Source organism: Endozoicomonas montiporae CL-33 (genome assembly GCF_001583435.1).
GTDB lineage: Bacteria > Pseudomonadota > Gammaproteobacteria > Pseudomonadales > Endozoicomonadaceae > Endozoicomonas_A > Endozoicomonas_A montiporae.
Genome location: NZ_CP013251.1, coordinates 3,362,998 through 3,376,597, shown reverse-complemented (window position 1 = coordinate 3,376,597; position 13,600 = coordinate 3,362,998). Strand labels below are relative to the sequence as shown.

The window sequence follows — 13,600 nt, the reverse complement described above, 5'->3', positions numbered from 1 at the left end:
GCAGACCCGGCTTTGTTGTTTGGAGCTAATGCTTATTCCTCGGCTTCACCGCCTAACGCATCAACCAGATCGGTAATTAACTGTCGCAATGACAGTGTCATTACTGAAAAGTCCGCATCAAACTGTTCTGCCGCTGTCTCTGCATTAATCTCATCCAGCTTTTCTTCTATGACTTCCGTGAACTTAAGTTTACGGATAATCATATCGTCACCCAGTACAAAGGTCTGGGCATCGTCCCAGTTTAAAGCCAGTTTGCTGACCTGCATGCCCGCGTCCAGGTGGGCGAGAATCTCTTCGGTAATCAGCTCCTGCTTCTTTATACTGATTTGTCCTCCGTCATCACTGGGTTCTCGCAGCTCGCAGTCGAAGCCAAGAGAGAAGGGTGCCGGAGTCACAGGATTTTGCTGTAGCCACTGGGTCATGATGGCTGAAGGGGCATTTTTTAAAGCAGGGTTAATGATGGGCAAGCTGCCAAGACACTCTCTCAGGCAGCTGGTCAGGTCTTCTGCCTTTTTAAAGGAAGAGGCGTCTACCACCATCCAGCCTGCTTCTGCATCTATATAGGCAAAGGTATTCTGACTTTTGCTGAAGGCTTTGGGCAGCAGTTCCATAATGACATCGTCTTTCAGTGTTTTCTTTTCTTTACTGAATACCTGCCGGTCCTGCTCCTGCTCAATGGTTTCAATGCGTTCATTCAGAACATCATTGATGACGCTTGCAGGCAGAATTTTTTCTTCTTTGCGGGCGCATACCATGATGAAGCGATTGGCACTGTGTGTCAGCATGTAACCATGGCGACCCAATGGCGGAACCCAGCCATAGCTGCTCATATCCTGACTGCCGCAGCTGCGAAAGCGTTTTTCATTCAGCTTTTCTTCCAGTTCGTCTGCACTCAGTTCGAACGGCTTGCTGAAGCGATAGATAATCAGGTTTTTAAACCACATAATGCATTCCATCCTTTAATACTGGGCAACATATTAACAGAGAGAGGGAATGCCGTTAGGTCTTTGTCGCATTAGATGAGGAGGGAGTATCTATCAGATAAATTTCACCATGTACCTGATACTTATAAAAAAAATGTCTATAGACGGTTGCGTAACGATCGTTTCGCTGCTTATAATGCGCCGCGTCGTTGAGAGGCACAGCGCACAGGGTGATTAGCTCAGCTGGGAGAGCATCTGCCTTACAAGCAGAGGGTCGGCGGTTCGATCCCGTCATCACCCACCACTCTTTAAACTACTAAAGAGTTATACAGGCTTTTAATTTTACTAAGCATCTGTATAGTGTGTCGCAGAGTACAGCGGACCGGTAGTTCAGTTGGTTAGAATGCCGGCCTGTCACGCCGGAGGTCGCGGGTTCGAGTCCCGTCCGGTCCGCCATTTGACTCTTGGCAAATCTTGTTTGCCGCTGCGTTAACTACGCACTTGAACGACGAATGTCTTGCGATATGATTCGCACTTCCTTTCAGTAAGTCATCTTGTTTTGATCTTCTGTTTTGGGAAATCAGGCTTAGGCCCTTCTGGTATAAAATGCTGGATGAATATTTGGGTGATTAGCTCAGCTGGGAGAGCATCTGCCTTACAAGCAGAGGGTCGGCGGTTCGATCCCGTCATCACCCACCAAACATTCTATGAAGTGGTTGCTTCATAAAGAATATGCGGACCGGTAGTTCAGTTGGTTAGAATGCCGGCCTGTCACGCCGGAGGTCGCGGGTTCGAGTCCCGTCCGGTCCGCCATTATTTAAACGCTCTTTTGAAGAGTGAGATTGTTGCACGACAGGCGCAGCAATGATTGAAAAGTTGTTTGGGTGATTAGCTCAGCTGGGAGAGCATCTGCCTTACAAGCAGAGGGTCGGCGGTTCGATCCCGTCATCACCCACCAAACATTCTATGAAGTGGTTGCTTCATAAAGAATATGCGGACCGGTAGTTCAGTTGGTTAGAATGCCGGCCTGTCACGCCGGAGGTCGCGGGTTCGAGTCCCGTCCGGTCCGCCATTATTTAAACGCTCTTTTGAAGAGTGAGATTGTTGCACGACAGGCGCAGCAATGATTGAAAAGTTGTTTGGGTGATTAGCTCAGCTGGGAGAGCATCTGCCTTACAAGCAGAGGGTCGGCGGTTCGATCCCGTCATCACCCACCAGATTAAAGTCTGAAATTTGTTTCAGCAAAGAATATGCGGACCGGTAGTTCAGTTGGTTAGAATGCCGGCCTGTCACGCCGGAGGTCGCGGGTTCGAGTCCCGTCCGGTCCGCCATTATTTAAACGCTCTTATTGAAGAGTGAGATTGTTGCACGACAGGCGCAGCAATGATTGAAAAGTTGTTTGGGTGATTAGCTCAGCTGGGAGAGCATCTGCCTTACAAGCAGAGGGTCGGCGGTTCGATCCCGTCATCACCCACCAGATTAAAGTCTGAAATTTGTTTCAGCAAAGAATATGCGGACCGGTAGTTCAGTTGGTTAGAATGCCGGCCTGTCACGCCGGAGGTCGCGGGTTCGAGTCCCGTCCGGTCCGCCATTATTTAAAGCTCTTATTGAAGAGTGACATTGTTGCACGACAGGCGCAGCAATGATTGAAAAGTTATTTGGGTGATTAGCTCAGCTGGGAGAGCATCTGCCTTACAAGCAGAGGGTCGGCGGTTCGATCCCGTCATCACCCACCAGATTAAAGTCTGAAATTTGTTTCAGCAAAGAATATGCGGACCGGTAGTTCAGTTGGTTAGAATGCCGGCCTGTCACGCCGGAGGTCGCGGGTTCGAGTCCCGTCCGGTCCGCCATTATCTAAACGCTCTTTTGAAGAGTGAGATTGTTGCACGACAGGCGCAGCAATGATTGAAAAGTTATTTGGGTGATTAGCTCAGCTGGGAGAGCATCTGCCTTACAAGCAGAGGGTCGGCGGTTCGATCCCGTCATCACCCACCAGATTAAAGTCTGAAGTTTGTTTCAGCAAAGAATATGCGGACCGGTAGTTCAGTTGGTTAGAATGCCGGCCTGTCACGCCGGAGGTCGCGGGTTCGAGTCCCGTCCGGTCCGCCATTATTTAAAGCTCTTTTTGAGGGGCGACATTGTTGCACGACAGGCGCAGCAATGATTAAAAAGTTGTTTGGGTGATTAGCTCAGCTGGGAGAGCATCTGCCTTACAAGCAGAGGGTCGGCGGTTCGATCCCGTCATCACCCACCACTCTTAATATAAAGAGTTTAATGAAGTGGTTGCTTCATAAAGAATATGCGGACCGGTAGTTCAGTTGGTTAGAATGCCGGCCTGTCACGCCGGAGGTCGCGGGTTCGAGTCCCGTCCGGTCCGCCATTTCTCAAAAGATTTCTGGCCCTGATAGTATTTACTATCGGGGCTTTTTTGTTTTCCTTCCTCAAAAAAACATCTAAGCCTCTTTTTTCAGTATGGAATGCAGGAAAGTATTATAGTAATAGCAGGCTTCTGAGCCGGAACTGAACTTCACTTTTGCGGGAGGTGACTGCTGTTGCAAGGTATAGCACTGTTCTTATTCACGAATGACCTTCGGTTAAGCGATAACCCCGCCTATCTTGCTGCCGCCACTGGTAGTCGTCATTTATTGTGTTGCTATTGCGTTGATCCCGCCTGGTTTCGGCCTGGCCGCTACATGACCAGGCGGATGGGGGAACAGCGTTGGCGCTTTCTTCGGGAAAGTCTGAAATGCCTGGAATCATCGCTGGCTGAGCGCCGGCAGAAACTTCTTGTTCGCTATCAAAGCCCTTCAGCTTCGATTCAACAGCTGATACAAGCGCATGGCATTGAAAAAGTGTATCGAAGTCGGCAGTCCGGATATGAAGAAGTGAGCAGTTGGCTTGAGCTAAAGCAGCGCTTTCCTTCGGTTCTGTTTAGCGAAATCGCAACGTCAACGTTGTTTGAGATCGATCAGCTGCCTTTTGAGCTCCATGACTTGCCAGGCACTTACAGTCAGTTTCGGCGTAAAGTCGAAAAACTGGCAATAACAGAACCCGTTTGTGCGCCCGATCTTACGCCAAGCCCTGTAGTTGGTTTTAATTATCTGAAAGATCAACTACCTTCAGTAAATAGTCATTTACATTCGACATTCAAAGGTGGTGAGAAGTCCGGTTTAAGACATCTTTCAGAGTACTTCTCAACACCGTCACCCTCTGTTTATAAACAAACCCGCAATGCACTCATGGGTTGGGACGCTTCGACCAAACTTTCACCATGGCTTGCTCACGGGTGTATTTCTCCTCGTCAAGTAATGAGTGCGCTTAAATGCTATGAGACAGATATTGTCGCTAATGAATCGACGTACTGGATTTTGTTTGAACTGTTGTGGCGGGAGTATTTTTTTTGGTATGCCCTCAAGCATGGTGTGTTGTTATTTTCCTTGAAAGGCATCAGTGCGCGTCATAAATTGTCCAGCTTCTATGGCGAACGTTTTCAGAAATGGTGTGCAGGCAATACGCCCTGGCCTCTTGTTAATGCCTGTATGAAGGAGCTGAAGGAAACAGGTTATCTGTCAAACCGTGGTCGTCAGATAGTAGCCAGTTGTTTCATTCATGAACTGGGAATGGACTGGCGTTATGGGGCAGCCTGGTTTGAAGAACAGCTCATTGATTATGACGTGGGCAGTAACTGGGGTAATTGGCAGTATCTGGCTGGTGTAGGTGCAGACCCACGGGGAATTCGTCATTTTGATCTGGATAAGCAGACCAGTCAGTATGACCCGGATGGCGCTTATATCAGAAGGTGGGGCGGTGAAAGCACCTGCTTACTGGACTCTGTTGATGCTGCGGACTGGCCAATTTTGAAATAGTGCCAGATGTCGCTTCATAAACCTGACATAATGCCCAGAGGTGCGCCCTCTTAACTGCACCTTTAATTCCTCAGCTACTCATTTCTTTGAAAAGGAAGGCACGTGAGCGTTTCATCTTTTTATCCGCCACAGCGGACATTGATGGGCCCGGGCCCATCAGATGTTCACCCAAAAGTGTTGCAGGCATTGAGTCGCCCGGTTATCGGGCATCTGGACCCCCTGTTCATCGGTATGATGGATGAAGTCAGGGAGTTGTTGCAGTATGCATTTCAAACGAAAAATGAATGCACCATGGCCGTTTCTGCGCCAGGCTCAGCCGGTATGGAAGCCTGCTTTGTCAATCTTGTTGAGCCGGGCGACAAGGTGGTTGTGTGCATCAACGGGGTGTTCGGCAGCCGGATGGCGGAAAATGTAGTGCGTTCCGGCGGGCAACTGGTCAGGGTTGAAGACGACTGGGGTCAACCAGTAAGCCCTGACAAACTGGAAGACGCGCTTAAAGCACATCCGGATGCAAAAATGGTTGCGTTTGTTCACGCTGAAACCTCAACCGGTGTTTTATCCGATGCCCAAACGCTTTGCTCGCTGGCAAAACAATACGACTGCCTTAGTATTGTTGATGCGGTGACGTCGCTTGGTGGTGTTCCACTGTACGTCGATGACTGGGGAATTGATGCTATTTATTCCGGAACGCAGAAATGCTTGTCCTGCGTTCCCGGTATTTCTCCTGTTAGTTTCAGTGATGCTGCGGTCGCTAAAATCAAGAGTCGAAAAACGCCTGTGCAGAGCTGGTTTCTTGATCAGACTCTGGTGATGAATTACTGGTCTGGCAATCAGAAACGCAGCTATCATCATACGGCTCCTGTCAATGCGTTATATGCTCTGCATGAAGCACTGGTTCAGTTACAGGACGAAGGGTTGGAAAATGCCTGGCAGCGTCATGCCCGTCAACATCAGGCGTTGCGTTCAGGGCTGGAAAAGCTGGGTATTTCCTTTATCGTTGATGAAGGTTGCAGGCTTCCACAGTTGAATGCAGTGGCTATACCGGAAGGGGTTGATGATGCGGCGGTACGATCCCGACTGCTTAATCAGTATAACCTTGAGATTGGTGCAGGTCTTGGGGCTTTTGCAGGAAAGGTCTGGCGCATTGGTTTGATGGGGTATGCTGCACGGGATGAAAATACTGCACTTTGTCTGCGGGCTCTGGAAGAGACTTTACAGTAACTGAGGTTGTTTAAGGTTTCAAACAAAGAAAAAGCCGGTAAAAATACCGGCTTTTTCAAAGAATCATCGAATCAGAAGCAAAGCTTAGAAACGACGACCGCCTTCACGATTACCACCGCCCTGACGACGTGGACGCTCGGTCGCTACGCTGACACGCATGTCGCGGCCGGACAGGTTCTGACCATCCAGAGCCAGAGCTTCATTGGCATCAGAGTCAGAAGCGAAAGTGACGAAAGCAAAACCACGTGAACGACCGGTTTCACGATCCAGGATGATTTTCGCTTCCTGAATTTCACCGAATGCACCAAAGGCTTCTTCCAGCTCCTGTTCGGTTGCCGAGAAAGCCAGGTTACCGATGAACAGTTTGTTTTTCTGTTGCATTGTTAATGCATCTCCTAGGACATATGTATGCTTCTCTGTCTACCTTCAAAGCATCAATCGTCTCCAGAGACTTTGTGTTTTGTGGCATCAGTCGAGGCGTTACAGGTTAAACGAGTTGGCATTGTAGCATGCAAATAATGAGATAGAAGGTATCAGATCAGTATTCTTTGTAATTTTTCCCAGTTTATTTAACGTTTTTGTTAAGGGAGAGTGCTTATTTATTTTCGCTATCAGTAGTGGATTTATATTGTATGGATCTGGGTCAATTAAATCGAAAACTCTCTCATTAGATAACAAGAGGTCACGGAGAATGCCAGATGGAGACTTTAAAGATGAGCAAGTATATTGGGTATTATTACTCAGACAGCGATAGTGGGTAAATAGTAATCATTATCCATCTTATTGATTGTTAAGGGAAAACGCTTTTACTATCTTGATCTCACTCGTTGTTATCTTTTGATAGGGCTTTGATCATGATTGCCGGTAAGAGTTATTCTTTTCTCCGGCAATCCGGTGTCTTGTGATCAACTATTTACAGACAAAACTTACCAGGCATTAAGCAGGGATTTTGTAGCACCGCCCATCAGGTCAGAAGGCAGAGCGGACTGGAGAATATTGAAAGCAGCTGTGCTGTTATTACCTTTGAGATAATCAAGCACCTTGTTGATCATGGGCATAATCATGTGGCTGTCCATCCCGAGCGCTGAAAATTGAGATGTGAGTGGTGCCAGACTGCCCATCAGACCTTCTTCGCTGAAATCCGAGTAACCTGACGTGCTATTTTTAGTAGCAACCGGAGGAGCCTTGGCGATCAGGTCGCTGGCATCAGGAATAGCCTGTTTCAGCTTGTTAAACTCCCTACTGGTCACCGAACTGCCCGCCATTTGTAATAATGAACCAATGCCTCCTGCTGCTTGTTTATCATTCACATTCAGGCTTTGGCTGACTGCTTTAACCAGAGGGTTATTGATAAGGTCTGCCTGACAAGGCTGAAACAGAATGGATAAGGTGAAAACAAGCAACAACCCTGTGAAGGCAATCGGGCTTTTGTTTATTCCAGATGAACTACGTCGTTTGATCGCTAACAACAGGTTAGCGGAGCCCGACAGGCAGGAAACGGTACGACACATTCTATTTACCTATTCAAACATCAGAACCGCATTAATAATAGCGGCTCATTCGGTTTTTTCGCAGGCAAACTCAGCCTTCTGTTGCCAGTTGTCGGGTACCACAAAAAAGCGATGATGTTCCTGATAGCCGTTGGCTTGTTCTGAACAGGCAATGACCAGTTGCGGTTCGTTAAGCGGTTTCAGACTCTGGCAAAGAGTGACCGGATTGTCTGCTAACTGACGTTTGTTTTCCTGCCCAGGTGTTTCCAGAAAGTGTGTTTCCAGAAAGGGTGCCAGCCACTTTAGTTTGGCAGGTCTGAAATAAAGGAGGTTGGTTGGAAACTTAGCCAGCCATTCTGGCAGGGCTGACAGGCTGATCCAGCTACCTCGCAAGTGATTTGGATTACAATCTGCCGGTGCAGGGCAGTGACCATGAACCGGATAAAACAGATAGCCTTGAAAACAGATGGCTTGAACGAGCTGGTTTACCCCGAGTGATTTCAGCACTGCAGCGCCTTCAGCCGTTTGTCCAAGTCTGATCTGGTGATTCAGAAGCCGATGGAGTTTCCGATCCATCCGGTCTTTCAGGCCGGGTCCTACCCACTGATGCCAGCTACTGTCGTCTGACTTTTGGGAAGCGTCGGGAATACCAAGGTAGAATTTCACCGCCAGTTCAAGGTGGGTAGTGATGCCGGTATTTAAACAGTGGTAGATCAGGTCAAATTCACCCAGTGTTGAACGATCTGCTTTTTGTACCTGCAGATTACTTGCCAGGGTTTGTATAGCGGGATGTTGATCCAGAAGATAGTGCCACAGGGTTTCATAGTATATGCCCAGCAGGTGCCAGCGTTTCTGTCCCAGTGCAGTGGTAATATGACGGGCAGCTTCTGTTGGCAGAGAGTAGCCGGGCTGGAAAAGGTCTGACTGACATTCGGGCAACACGCTGGAGACAAAACAGTCGTGGCTTTGCCCGTTAAAAAGCACCGGACTGTTTTGAATCCATTGCAGGTCTCTTGAGAGCTGCAAACCGGTTAAGTCAGTCAGTTGTGACATGGATAAAGTGGTATCCGTTAAGTCAGGTCTCCTGAGGGCAGATCCTGAATGGTTTGAGCCTGATTGAAGCCTATATTAACCTCAAACTCGCGCAAACGCTTAATGATGGAGAGCAGCTCGGTCACGGTTGACCAGTTTTCAGTAAAGTACGACAGACTGTCGGAGACACTGCTGAACGCATGAGACACCATGTTCAGGGTACCCAGCAACACAATTCCGTAAATCACTGCCGGTCCGATGACCATCAGATCGACAATGATAACGAACTGGAAAAAGAAATTCTGCCACAGGGAAAAGTACGAGTAGTGCAGGAACAGTCGGAAGTAGTTAAAGCGCAAGCCTGTGATCATTTCCAGCAGGGTGGGCATATCGGCAAAAGCTTTGTCGTCTTCGGCATACACCAGACGTTTCCGAAAACGGGCTTCGACCTTCTGGTTTTTGTATTCCAGCCCCGGTAGCTTGATGCCCACAAAATAGGAAATAACAATAGCGGTCAGTGCCAGACCGGCAGACAGCCAGAGCAGAAAACCGGGGATATTGACCATCCATTCCATGGAGACCAGTGAGGGCGGCAGACTGTCGTAGCGTTCGGTATAAGCGCTGCTGTTCATCCATTCGGTAAACTTGTCGCAAATGCTGTCGCTCAGCTCCCAGAGGATAGGCACAAAGGCGATCAGGGTCAGAATTGACCGGAACAGCCCCAGTGCCAGCTGTTCCGTGACTCTGGCAAATCGTTGGGGGTCTTCCTGCATACGCTGGGAAGCGCCTTCCACATCATGTTCTACTTTCTGCCAGAACGGCATGTAGGCTTCGGTCATGGCTTGTCGCCAGCGGAAGCAGTAGTGCTGCGACAGATAGCTGGAGGTGACCCGCAGTAAAACATAGGGAAAAACAATCTCGCAGAACACGATGATCAGTTTCCAGAACTTGTCGATGCTGTCCGGGTCAGCCAGCTGCATCATATCCCACATTTCACCGTACCAGCTGTTTAGCTTGGTCATCATAAAAACTTCTGTGGCAATGGAGGCCAGTAGCACCACCAACACGCCCCAGGCCCAGACCGCCCAGCGTCTGGACAGGAAAAAACTTCTAAGCATCAATACATCCTGATAGTAAATGGCGTTCTAAGATCGTGAACAGCTTCTAAACATAGACGTTATTTAAGATTCAAAGTTCAGAGCGGTGGGTAGTTATTAATGCCAACACTGGAAGGAAAGGCATAAGGCGGAAAAATTCGTTATTATTGCCGTCTGGAACGATTATCAGCCGTAAGGCCTGGAACGGTAAGTGACGCCTATGGAACCATTCAAGCGTATCGGGGTGACCGGTCGTCAGGGACGATCCCATATAGAAAAGACCCTGCAACGCCTGACCGACTTTCTGCAGGGGCAGGGCATTGATGTTTTGCTCGACGAATCGATTGCCTATCTTTTACCCGGTCATACCTTTGAAACCAGTGCCCGGGTAGATATGGGGCAAAGCTGCGATCTGGTGATCGTCATTGGTGGAGATGGCAGTTTGCTGGGGGCTGCCAGAGATATGGTGCCCCATGGTGTGCCTTTGCTGGGTGTGAACCTTGGCCGACTGGGGTTTCTGACCGACATTCTGCCCGATGAACTGGAACCGCAGCTTGACGAAATATTAAGAGGAAAGAACCGGCTTGTGCACCGCTTTCTTCTGGATGTCAGTGTTACCCGTGATGGTAAAGTGATTGGTGAAGCCGATGCTCTTAACGATGTGGTACTGCATCCGGGGCAATCGACCCGCATTATTGAATTTGAACTGTCTATTGATAACCAGTTTGTTTATCGCCAGCGTTCGGACGGGTTGATTATTGCCACGCCCACCGGCTCCACGGCTTATGCGCTTTCAGGGGGCGGCCCCATCATGCACCCCAAGCTGGATGCCATTGTACTGGTGCCTATGTACCCTCATATGCTGACCAACCGCCCGCTGGTGGTGGATGGTAACAGTGAGATGCAGCTGGTGGTGCATCCGGACAATACTATTCACCCGGTTATCAGTTGTGACGGTCAGGTGGAGATTCAGCTGCAGCCGGGTGACATTATTTCTATCCGGAAAAAGCCTGAACTGTTGAAACTTCTGCATCCGGTCAACCACGATTTTTATGAAGGTTGTCGCTCCAAGTTGCGCTGGCATCCTCATGAAATAACGGTGGATGAAGAATAAAACGCAGTAAAAAGTAGTAGCCCACTGTCTTCAGTGGGTTTTTTCATTGAATAGCAAGAGAAGATTATGTACAGGGCTCTGGTTATACCAGGAGATAAAGATTTAAGTTCTCTGTCGTATTTTTTATACCGGCAGGGGTTGCCACATAAAATTACGGAAGAAGCCGGGCAGCTGGTTATCTGGACAGCCAGTGAAGAACAGGGTGAAGTGGTTAAGCAGGTTTACAGCGACTGGGACGCCGGCCTTTTGCAGCTGGAGCAAGCACCCGAACGGCGCGGTGTGAATGTCGGAGGAATGTTCAAAAGCATTCCCTGGCGTCGTTTTCCGATCACCATGCTGTTTCTGGTCGCCTGTCTGGTCGTGGCGGTATTCACGCAGCTGGGTGAAAACATTGCCATGGTGAGTCATTTCACCTTTGTCAAAATCAAAGTGAGTGGACAATACGCTTATTTCGCCAGTCTTGCCCACACTCTGGATTCCGGTGAATACTGGCGTTTGCTCAGTCCGATTTTTCTGCATTTTGGTATTTTGCATCTGGCGTTCAATATGCTCTGGCTGTTTGATCTTGGACGTCGTATCGAATTTCGTCAGGGTGGGGTACACCTGTTTGGTATCGTCGTTGTCACCGGGTTACTGTCGAACTTTGCCCAGTATCTGTTTGGTGGTGACACCACTATCTTTGGCGGTTTTTCCGGCGTGATTTATGGTTTTCTGGGCTATTGTCTGGCTCGTGAGAAAATTGATCCGCGCTGTCAGTTTGGTATTCCTCCGGCCATTTACGTCTTTATGCTGGTCTGGCTGGCCATTGGTTATACCGGCATTCTGGGTGCCATTGGCTTCGGGAATATGGCCAATGCGGCGCATTCCGGCGGACTGGTTTCAGGGCTGTTGATTGGTGCCTTGGCAGGAATATTCTTGCGTAAGCCTGTAGGCTCGGATACCTGAAAATGCTTGTGGGTTGGGGGCATTGCCTGCCCCAGCCGACAAGAAATATTCATTGTTTACTGATGTTTCAAATGTTCTTCATGCACCGACAGGTGCACACTTCTGATTAATGTTTCCACTTTTTCGGCAGGCATAAACTGACTGGAAAAGTCAGGCAGTGCCGGATCAATATGCAGCCTTGCACAGTCCCTGAAATGATCAATCAGGTCTCTGGGGTTTTCATCGCCCATGGCAATACGAATCGTGGTGAGATGAATGTGTGCTTCGCTCTGAGCCTGTTCGTCCAGTTCGGAGTGGGAGGTTAACGCCGGGCAGAGCACCAAAGTATTGCTTTGACCCAGGCTGACCATATGCCCAAAGACAGGTTCTAGCGCATCAAAGAAACGAACAAACGTGCCTCTGGGTAGCTTTGCCTGTTCCATATCGATACTGAACAGGGGGCTGGGCAGCCCGAGATAGAGGTTCTTTTCGCATAACGCCCGGTTCGGGTGATCTTTCAGACCATGGCTGTTGACGTTAATCATCGGATGACTGTTGAGAAACTCGGAAAAGACCAGTGTATTGATGCATTTATTCAGCATTCGGTTTTCAAGGGTTTTTATACCATTGATGACCTCGATGGCCTTATCCGCATCCAGAAAGGCCCCTTTGATGTAGTACACATCCCAGAACAGGGTTTGATCCCAGTTCACACCGTTATGCTGTTGCCCTTTGGGAAGAAACATCCGGAACGATGCTCCTATGACTCCGCCTGCCGTAGTTGAGCCACCGCCGGAAATATCCTTTGTGTAGCTGTGAATCACCCAGTCGGGACGACAAGCTTTGTCGGAATGGCGCAGTGGACGGCTCAGGAAGGGCGTGGCCAGTGTCGAGTCCAGCATGACAAGATGATCGTGCTGATGACTGATTCGGCAGATTTCCGGCACATCCAGCACATAGCCATGGGGGTTGCAGGGGGATTCCAGGTAGACAAACAGACGCTTACCATTGTCCAGTGCGTGCTGGTGCTGGCTGCGAACGGCTTCCATTCGTTCAGCGAACTCATCACCGGAGTAGCCGTCAAACCATTCCAGTTGAATATCCAGACGATCCGTTCTGGCGTAAAAATCGTTCAACAACTGGAACGTGCCACCGTACACATTACGCGATGCCAGCAGAATATCCCCATGACGCAGCTGGTTGCTGAGCAGCGCGTCGATGGCAGCCATGCCGCTGTTAAAGTTCCATGCCATGTAGTCTGCGGCGTACTTTCCGGCTTCCAGTGCGACAATGGTATTCGAGAGTGAAATAGAGGTCGGGTTCAGCAGGCGGGAATAAATCGGATGGGTGCTTTCCATGCCTTTGAAAGCGTCCTCGACCCATTCTGTACAAGCGTACAAATAGGTTGCCGTTCGAACGATGGCCGGAGTAGCGGAAAACAGCGCTCCGACATTGGCGAATAATGGGTAGTCACCTTTGACGGCGCGGCTGCTGACGTTCATATTCAAAGCCTGATAACTGGCTCTGAGGCTGGGCTGCAGGGTATCAATCAGTTTGGCGAGTTGAAAACAGAGGAATTTTTTCGCGTTGAAGTAACTGATCCGGTCGGTTTGTGGCAAACTGTCGAGGGTGCTACTCAGCGCATCGACCTGATTCAGCTCGCTGAAGGTCTGGTACAGATGAGTGCTTGCGTCTAGCAAAGCCTGACCGTATTCCGAATCGGGCTCTATACCAAAGTGCTGTAACTGTTCTCTGGCCAGATCGGGCGCATCCTGAAACCGGGTTGTATTTCGAACCGGCGACAATTGTTGCATAACAGATTGTTGCGTAACAGAAGGGTTTGTTGTCATTGGAGCTCCCTGACGGTAGCCATTAGCATTATTAAGTGATGGTGTTCCAATACCGCTTTTCTATGAATCAGCTTTACATCAAA

Annotated in this window: 10 protein-coding genes and 16 tRNA genes; 20 read left to right on the top strand and 6 right to left on the bottom strand. The window is 49.1% G+C overall.

Features of this window, described 5'->3' with window-relative positions:
• Positions 1 to 32: 32 nt before the first annotated feature.
• The gene (gene rdgC, locus EZMO1_RS15460; RefSeq protein ID WP_034872451.1) at positions 33 to 944 is read right to left on the bottom strand and encodes a recombination-associated protein RdgC; all 912 of its coding nucleotides are present in this window, start codon (positions 942 to 944) and stop codon (positions 33 to 35) included.
• A 207-nt stretch (positions 945 to 1,151) separates the two neighbouring features.
• Between rdgC and EZMO1_RS15455 the strand changes: the two genes are divergently transcribed.
• From EZMO1_RS15455 to EZMO1_RS15370, 18 genes are all read left to right on the top strand, one after another.
• A tRNA-Val gene (locus EZMO1_RS15455) sits at positions 1,152 to 1,227 on the top strand.
• Positions 1,228 to 1,302: 75 nt separating this feature from the next.
• A tRNA-Asp gene (locus tag EZMO1_RS15450) sits at positions 1,303 to 1,379 on the top strand.
• 167 nt (positions 1,380 to 1,546) lie between these two features.
• Positions 1,547 to 1,622 (top strand) — tRNA-Val (locus EZMO1_RS15445).
• Positions 1,623 to 1,659: 37 nt separating this feature from the next.
• Positions 1,660 to 1,736: transfer RNA gene (locus tag EZMO1_RS15440), tRNA-Asp, on the top strand.
• 69 nt (positions 1,737 to 1,805) lie between these two features.
• Positions 1,806 to 1,881, top strand: a tRNA-Val gene (locus EZMO1_RS15435).
• A gap of 37 nt (positions 1,882 to 1,918) precedes the next feature.
• Positions 1,919 to 1,995, top strand: a tRNA-Asp gene (locus EZMO1_RS15430).
• Between the two features lie 69 nt (positions 1,996 to 2,064).
• Positions 2,065 to 2,140 (top strand) — tRNA-Val (locus EZMO1_RS15425).
• A 37-nt stretch (positions 2,141 to 2,177) separates the two neighbouring features.
• Positions 2,178 to 2,254: transfer RNA gene (locus EZMO1_RS15420), tRNA-Asp, on the top strand.
• Between the two features lie 70 nt (positions 2,255 to 2,324).
• Positions 2,325 to 2,400: transfer RNA gene (locus tag EZMO1_RS15415), tRNA-Val, on the top strand.
• 37 nt (positions 2,401 to 2,437) lie between these two features.
• A tRNA-Asp gene (locus EZMO1_RS15410) sits at positions 2,438 to 2,514 on the top strand.
• Positions 2,515 to 2,583: 69 nt separating this feature from the next.
• A tRNA-Val gene (locus tag EZMO1_RS15405) sits at positions 2,584 to 2,659 on the top strand.
• A 37-nt stretch (positions 2,660 to 2,696) separates the two neighbouring features.
• Positions 2,697 to 2,773: transfer RNA gene (locus EZMO1_RS15400), tRNA-Asp, on the top strand.
• 69 nt (positions 2,774 to 2,842) lie between these two features.
• Positions 2,843 to 2,918 (top strand) — tRNA-Val (locus EZMO1_RS15395).
• 37 nt (positions 2,919 to 2,955) lie between these two features.
• Positions 2,956 to 3,032 (top strand) — tRNA-Asp (locus EZMO1_RS15390).
• 69 nt (positions 3,033 to 3,101) lie between these two features.
• A tRNA-Val gene (locus EZMO1_RS15385) sits at positions 3,102 to 3,177 on the top strand.
• 49 nt (positions 3,178 to 3,226) lie between these two features.
• A tRNA-Asp gene (locus EZMO1_RS15380) sits at positions 3,227 to 3,303 on the top strand.
• A 172-nt stretch (positions 3,304 to 3,475) separates the two neighbouring features.
• Positions 3,476 to 4,789, top strand: a complete 1,314-nt coding sequence (locus EZMO1_RS15375; protein WP_051789224.1) for a DASH family cryptochrome — start codon at positions 3,476 to 3,478, stop codon at positions 4,787 to 4,789.
• Positions 4,790 to 4,891: 102 nt separating this feature from the next.
• Positions 4,892 to 6,010: a pyridoxal-phosphate-dependent aminotransferase family protein gene (locus tag EZMO1_RS15370; protein WP_034872455.1), complete on the top strand. Its 1,119-nt coding sequence runs from the start codon at positions 4,892 to 4,894 to the stop codon at positions 6,008 to 6,010.
• Positions 6,011 to 6,094: 84 nt separating this feature from the next.
• Here the strand turns inward: EZMO1_RS15370 and EZMO1_RS15365 are convergent, their stop codons facing one another.
• From EZMO1_RS15365 to EZMO1_RS15350, 4 genes are all read right to left on the bottom strand, one after another.
• Positions 6,095 to 6,391 (bottom strand): RNA recognition motif domain-containing protein, encoded by a 297-nt coding sequence (locus EZMO1_RS15365; RefSeq protein WP_034872457.1) that lies wholly within the window; start codon positions 6,389 to 6,391, stop codon positions 6,095 to 6,097.
• Between the two features lie 545 nt (positions 6,392 to 6,936).
• Positions 6,937 to 7,521, bottom strand: a complete 585-nt coding sequence (locus tag EZMO1_RS15360) for a DUF2780 domain-containing protein (RefSeq protein WP_082211541.1) — start codon at positions 7,519 to 7,521, stop codon at positions 6,937 to 6,939.
• Between the two features lie 45 nt (positions 7,522 to 7,566).
• Positions 7,567 to 8,553 (bottom strand): DUF1853 family protein, encoded by a 987-nt coding sequence (locus EZMO1_RS15355; RefSeq protein WP_034872460.1) that lies wholly within the window; start codon positions 8,551 to 8,553, stop codon positions 7,567 to 7,569.
• A 17-nt stretch (positions 8,554 to 8,570) separates the two neighbouring features.
• Positions 8,571 to 9,650 carry an SbmA/BacA-like family transporter gene (locus tag EZMO1_RS15350; RefSeq protein WP_034872462.1) on the bottom strand — a complete coding sequence of 360 codons (1,080 nt, stop codon included), beginning with the start codon at positions 9,648 to 9,650 and terminating at the stop codon, positions 8,571 to 8,573.
• Positions 9,651 to 9,849: 199 nt separating this feature from the next.
• Here EZMO1_RS15350 and EZMO1_RS15345 point away from each other — a divergent pair, with 199 nt between their 5' ends.
• A complete protein-coding gene (locus EZMO1_RS15345) occupies positions 9,850 to 10,743 on the top strand; it encodes an NAD(+) kinase (RefSeq protein WP_034872463.1) in 894 nt (297 codons plus the stop codon).
• 66 nt (positions 10,744 to 10,809) lie between these two features.
• Complete coding sequence (locus tag EZMO1_RS15340; RefSeq protein WP_051789225.1) at positions 10,810 to 11,688, top strand: rhomboid family intramembrane serine protease; 879 nt, start codon at positions 10,810 to 10,812, stop codon at positions 11,686 to 11,688.
• Between the two features lie 56 nt (positions 11,689 to 11,744).
• On the opposite strand, the gene EZMO1_RS15335 is transcribed toward EZMO1_RS15340, so the two are convergent.
• Positions 11,745 to 13,517 carry a trans-sulfuration enzyme family protein gene (locus tag EZMO1_RS15335; RefSeq protein ID WP_034872465.1) on the bottom strand — a complete coding sequence of 591 codons (1,773 nt, stop codon included), beginning with the start codon at positions 13,515 to 13,517 and terminating at the stop codon, positions 11,745 to 11,747.
• Between the last annotated feature and the right edge of the window lie 83 nt (positions 13,518 to 13,600).

Bases quoted from the DNA above. Each gene is read 5' to 3' on its own strand.
- rdgC (WP_034872451.1), bottom strand. From the start codon at position 944: ATGTGGTTTAAAAACCTGATTATCTATCGCTTCAGCAAGCCGTTCGAA.
- EZMO1_RS15365 (WP_034872457.1), bottom strand. From the start codon at position 6,391: ATGCAACAGAAAAACAAACTGTTCATCGGTAACCTGGCTTTCTCGGCA.
- EZMO1_RS15360 (WP_082211541.1), bottom strand. From the start codon at position 7,521: ATGTGTCGTACCGTTTCCTGCCTGTCGGGCTCCGCTAACCTGTTGTTA.
- EZMO1_RS15355 (WP_034872460.1), bottom strand. From the start codon at position 8,553: ATGTCACAACTGACTGACTTAACCGGTTTGCAGCTCTCAAGAGACCTG.
- EZMO1_RS15350 (WP_034872462.1), bottom strand. From the start codon at position 9,650: ATGCTTAGAAGTTTTTTCCTGTCCAGACGCTGGGCGGTCTGGGCCTGG.
- EZMO1_RS15345 (WP_034872463.1), top strand. From the start codon at position 9,850: ATGGAACCATTCAAGCGTATCGGGGTGACCGGTCGTCAGGGACGATCC.
- EZMO1_RS15340 (WP_051789225.1), top strand. From the start codon at position 10,810: ATGTACAGGGCTCTGGTTATACCAGGAGATAAAGATTTAAGTTCTCTG.
- EZMO1_RS15335 (WP_034872465.1), bottom strand. From the start codon at position 13,517: ATGACAACAAACCCTTCTGTTACGCAACAATCTGTTATGCAACAATTG.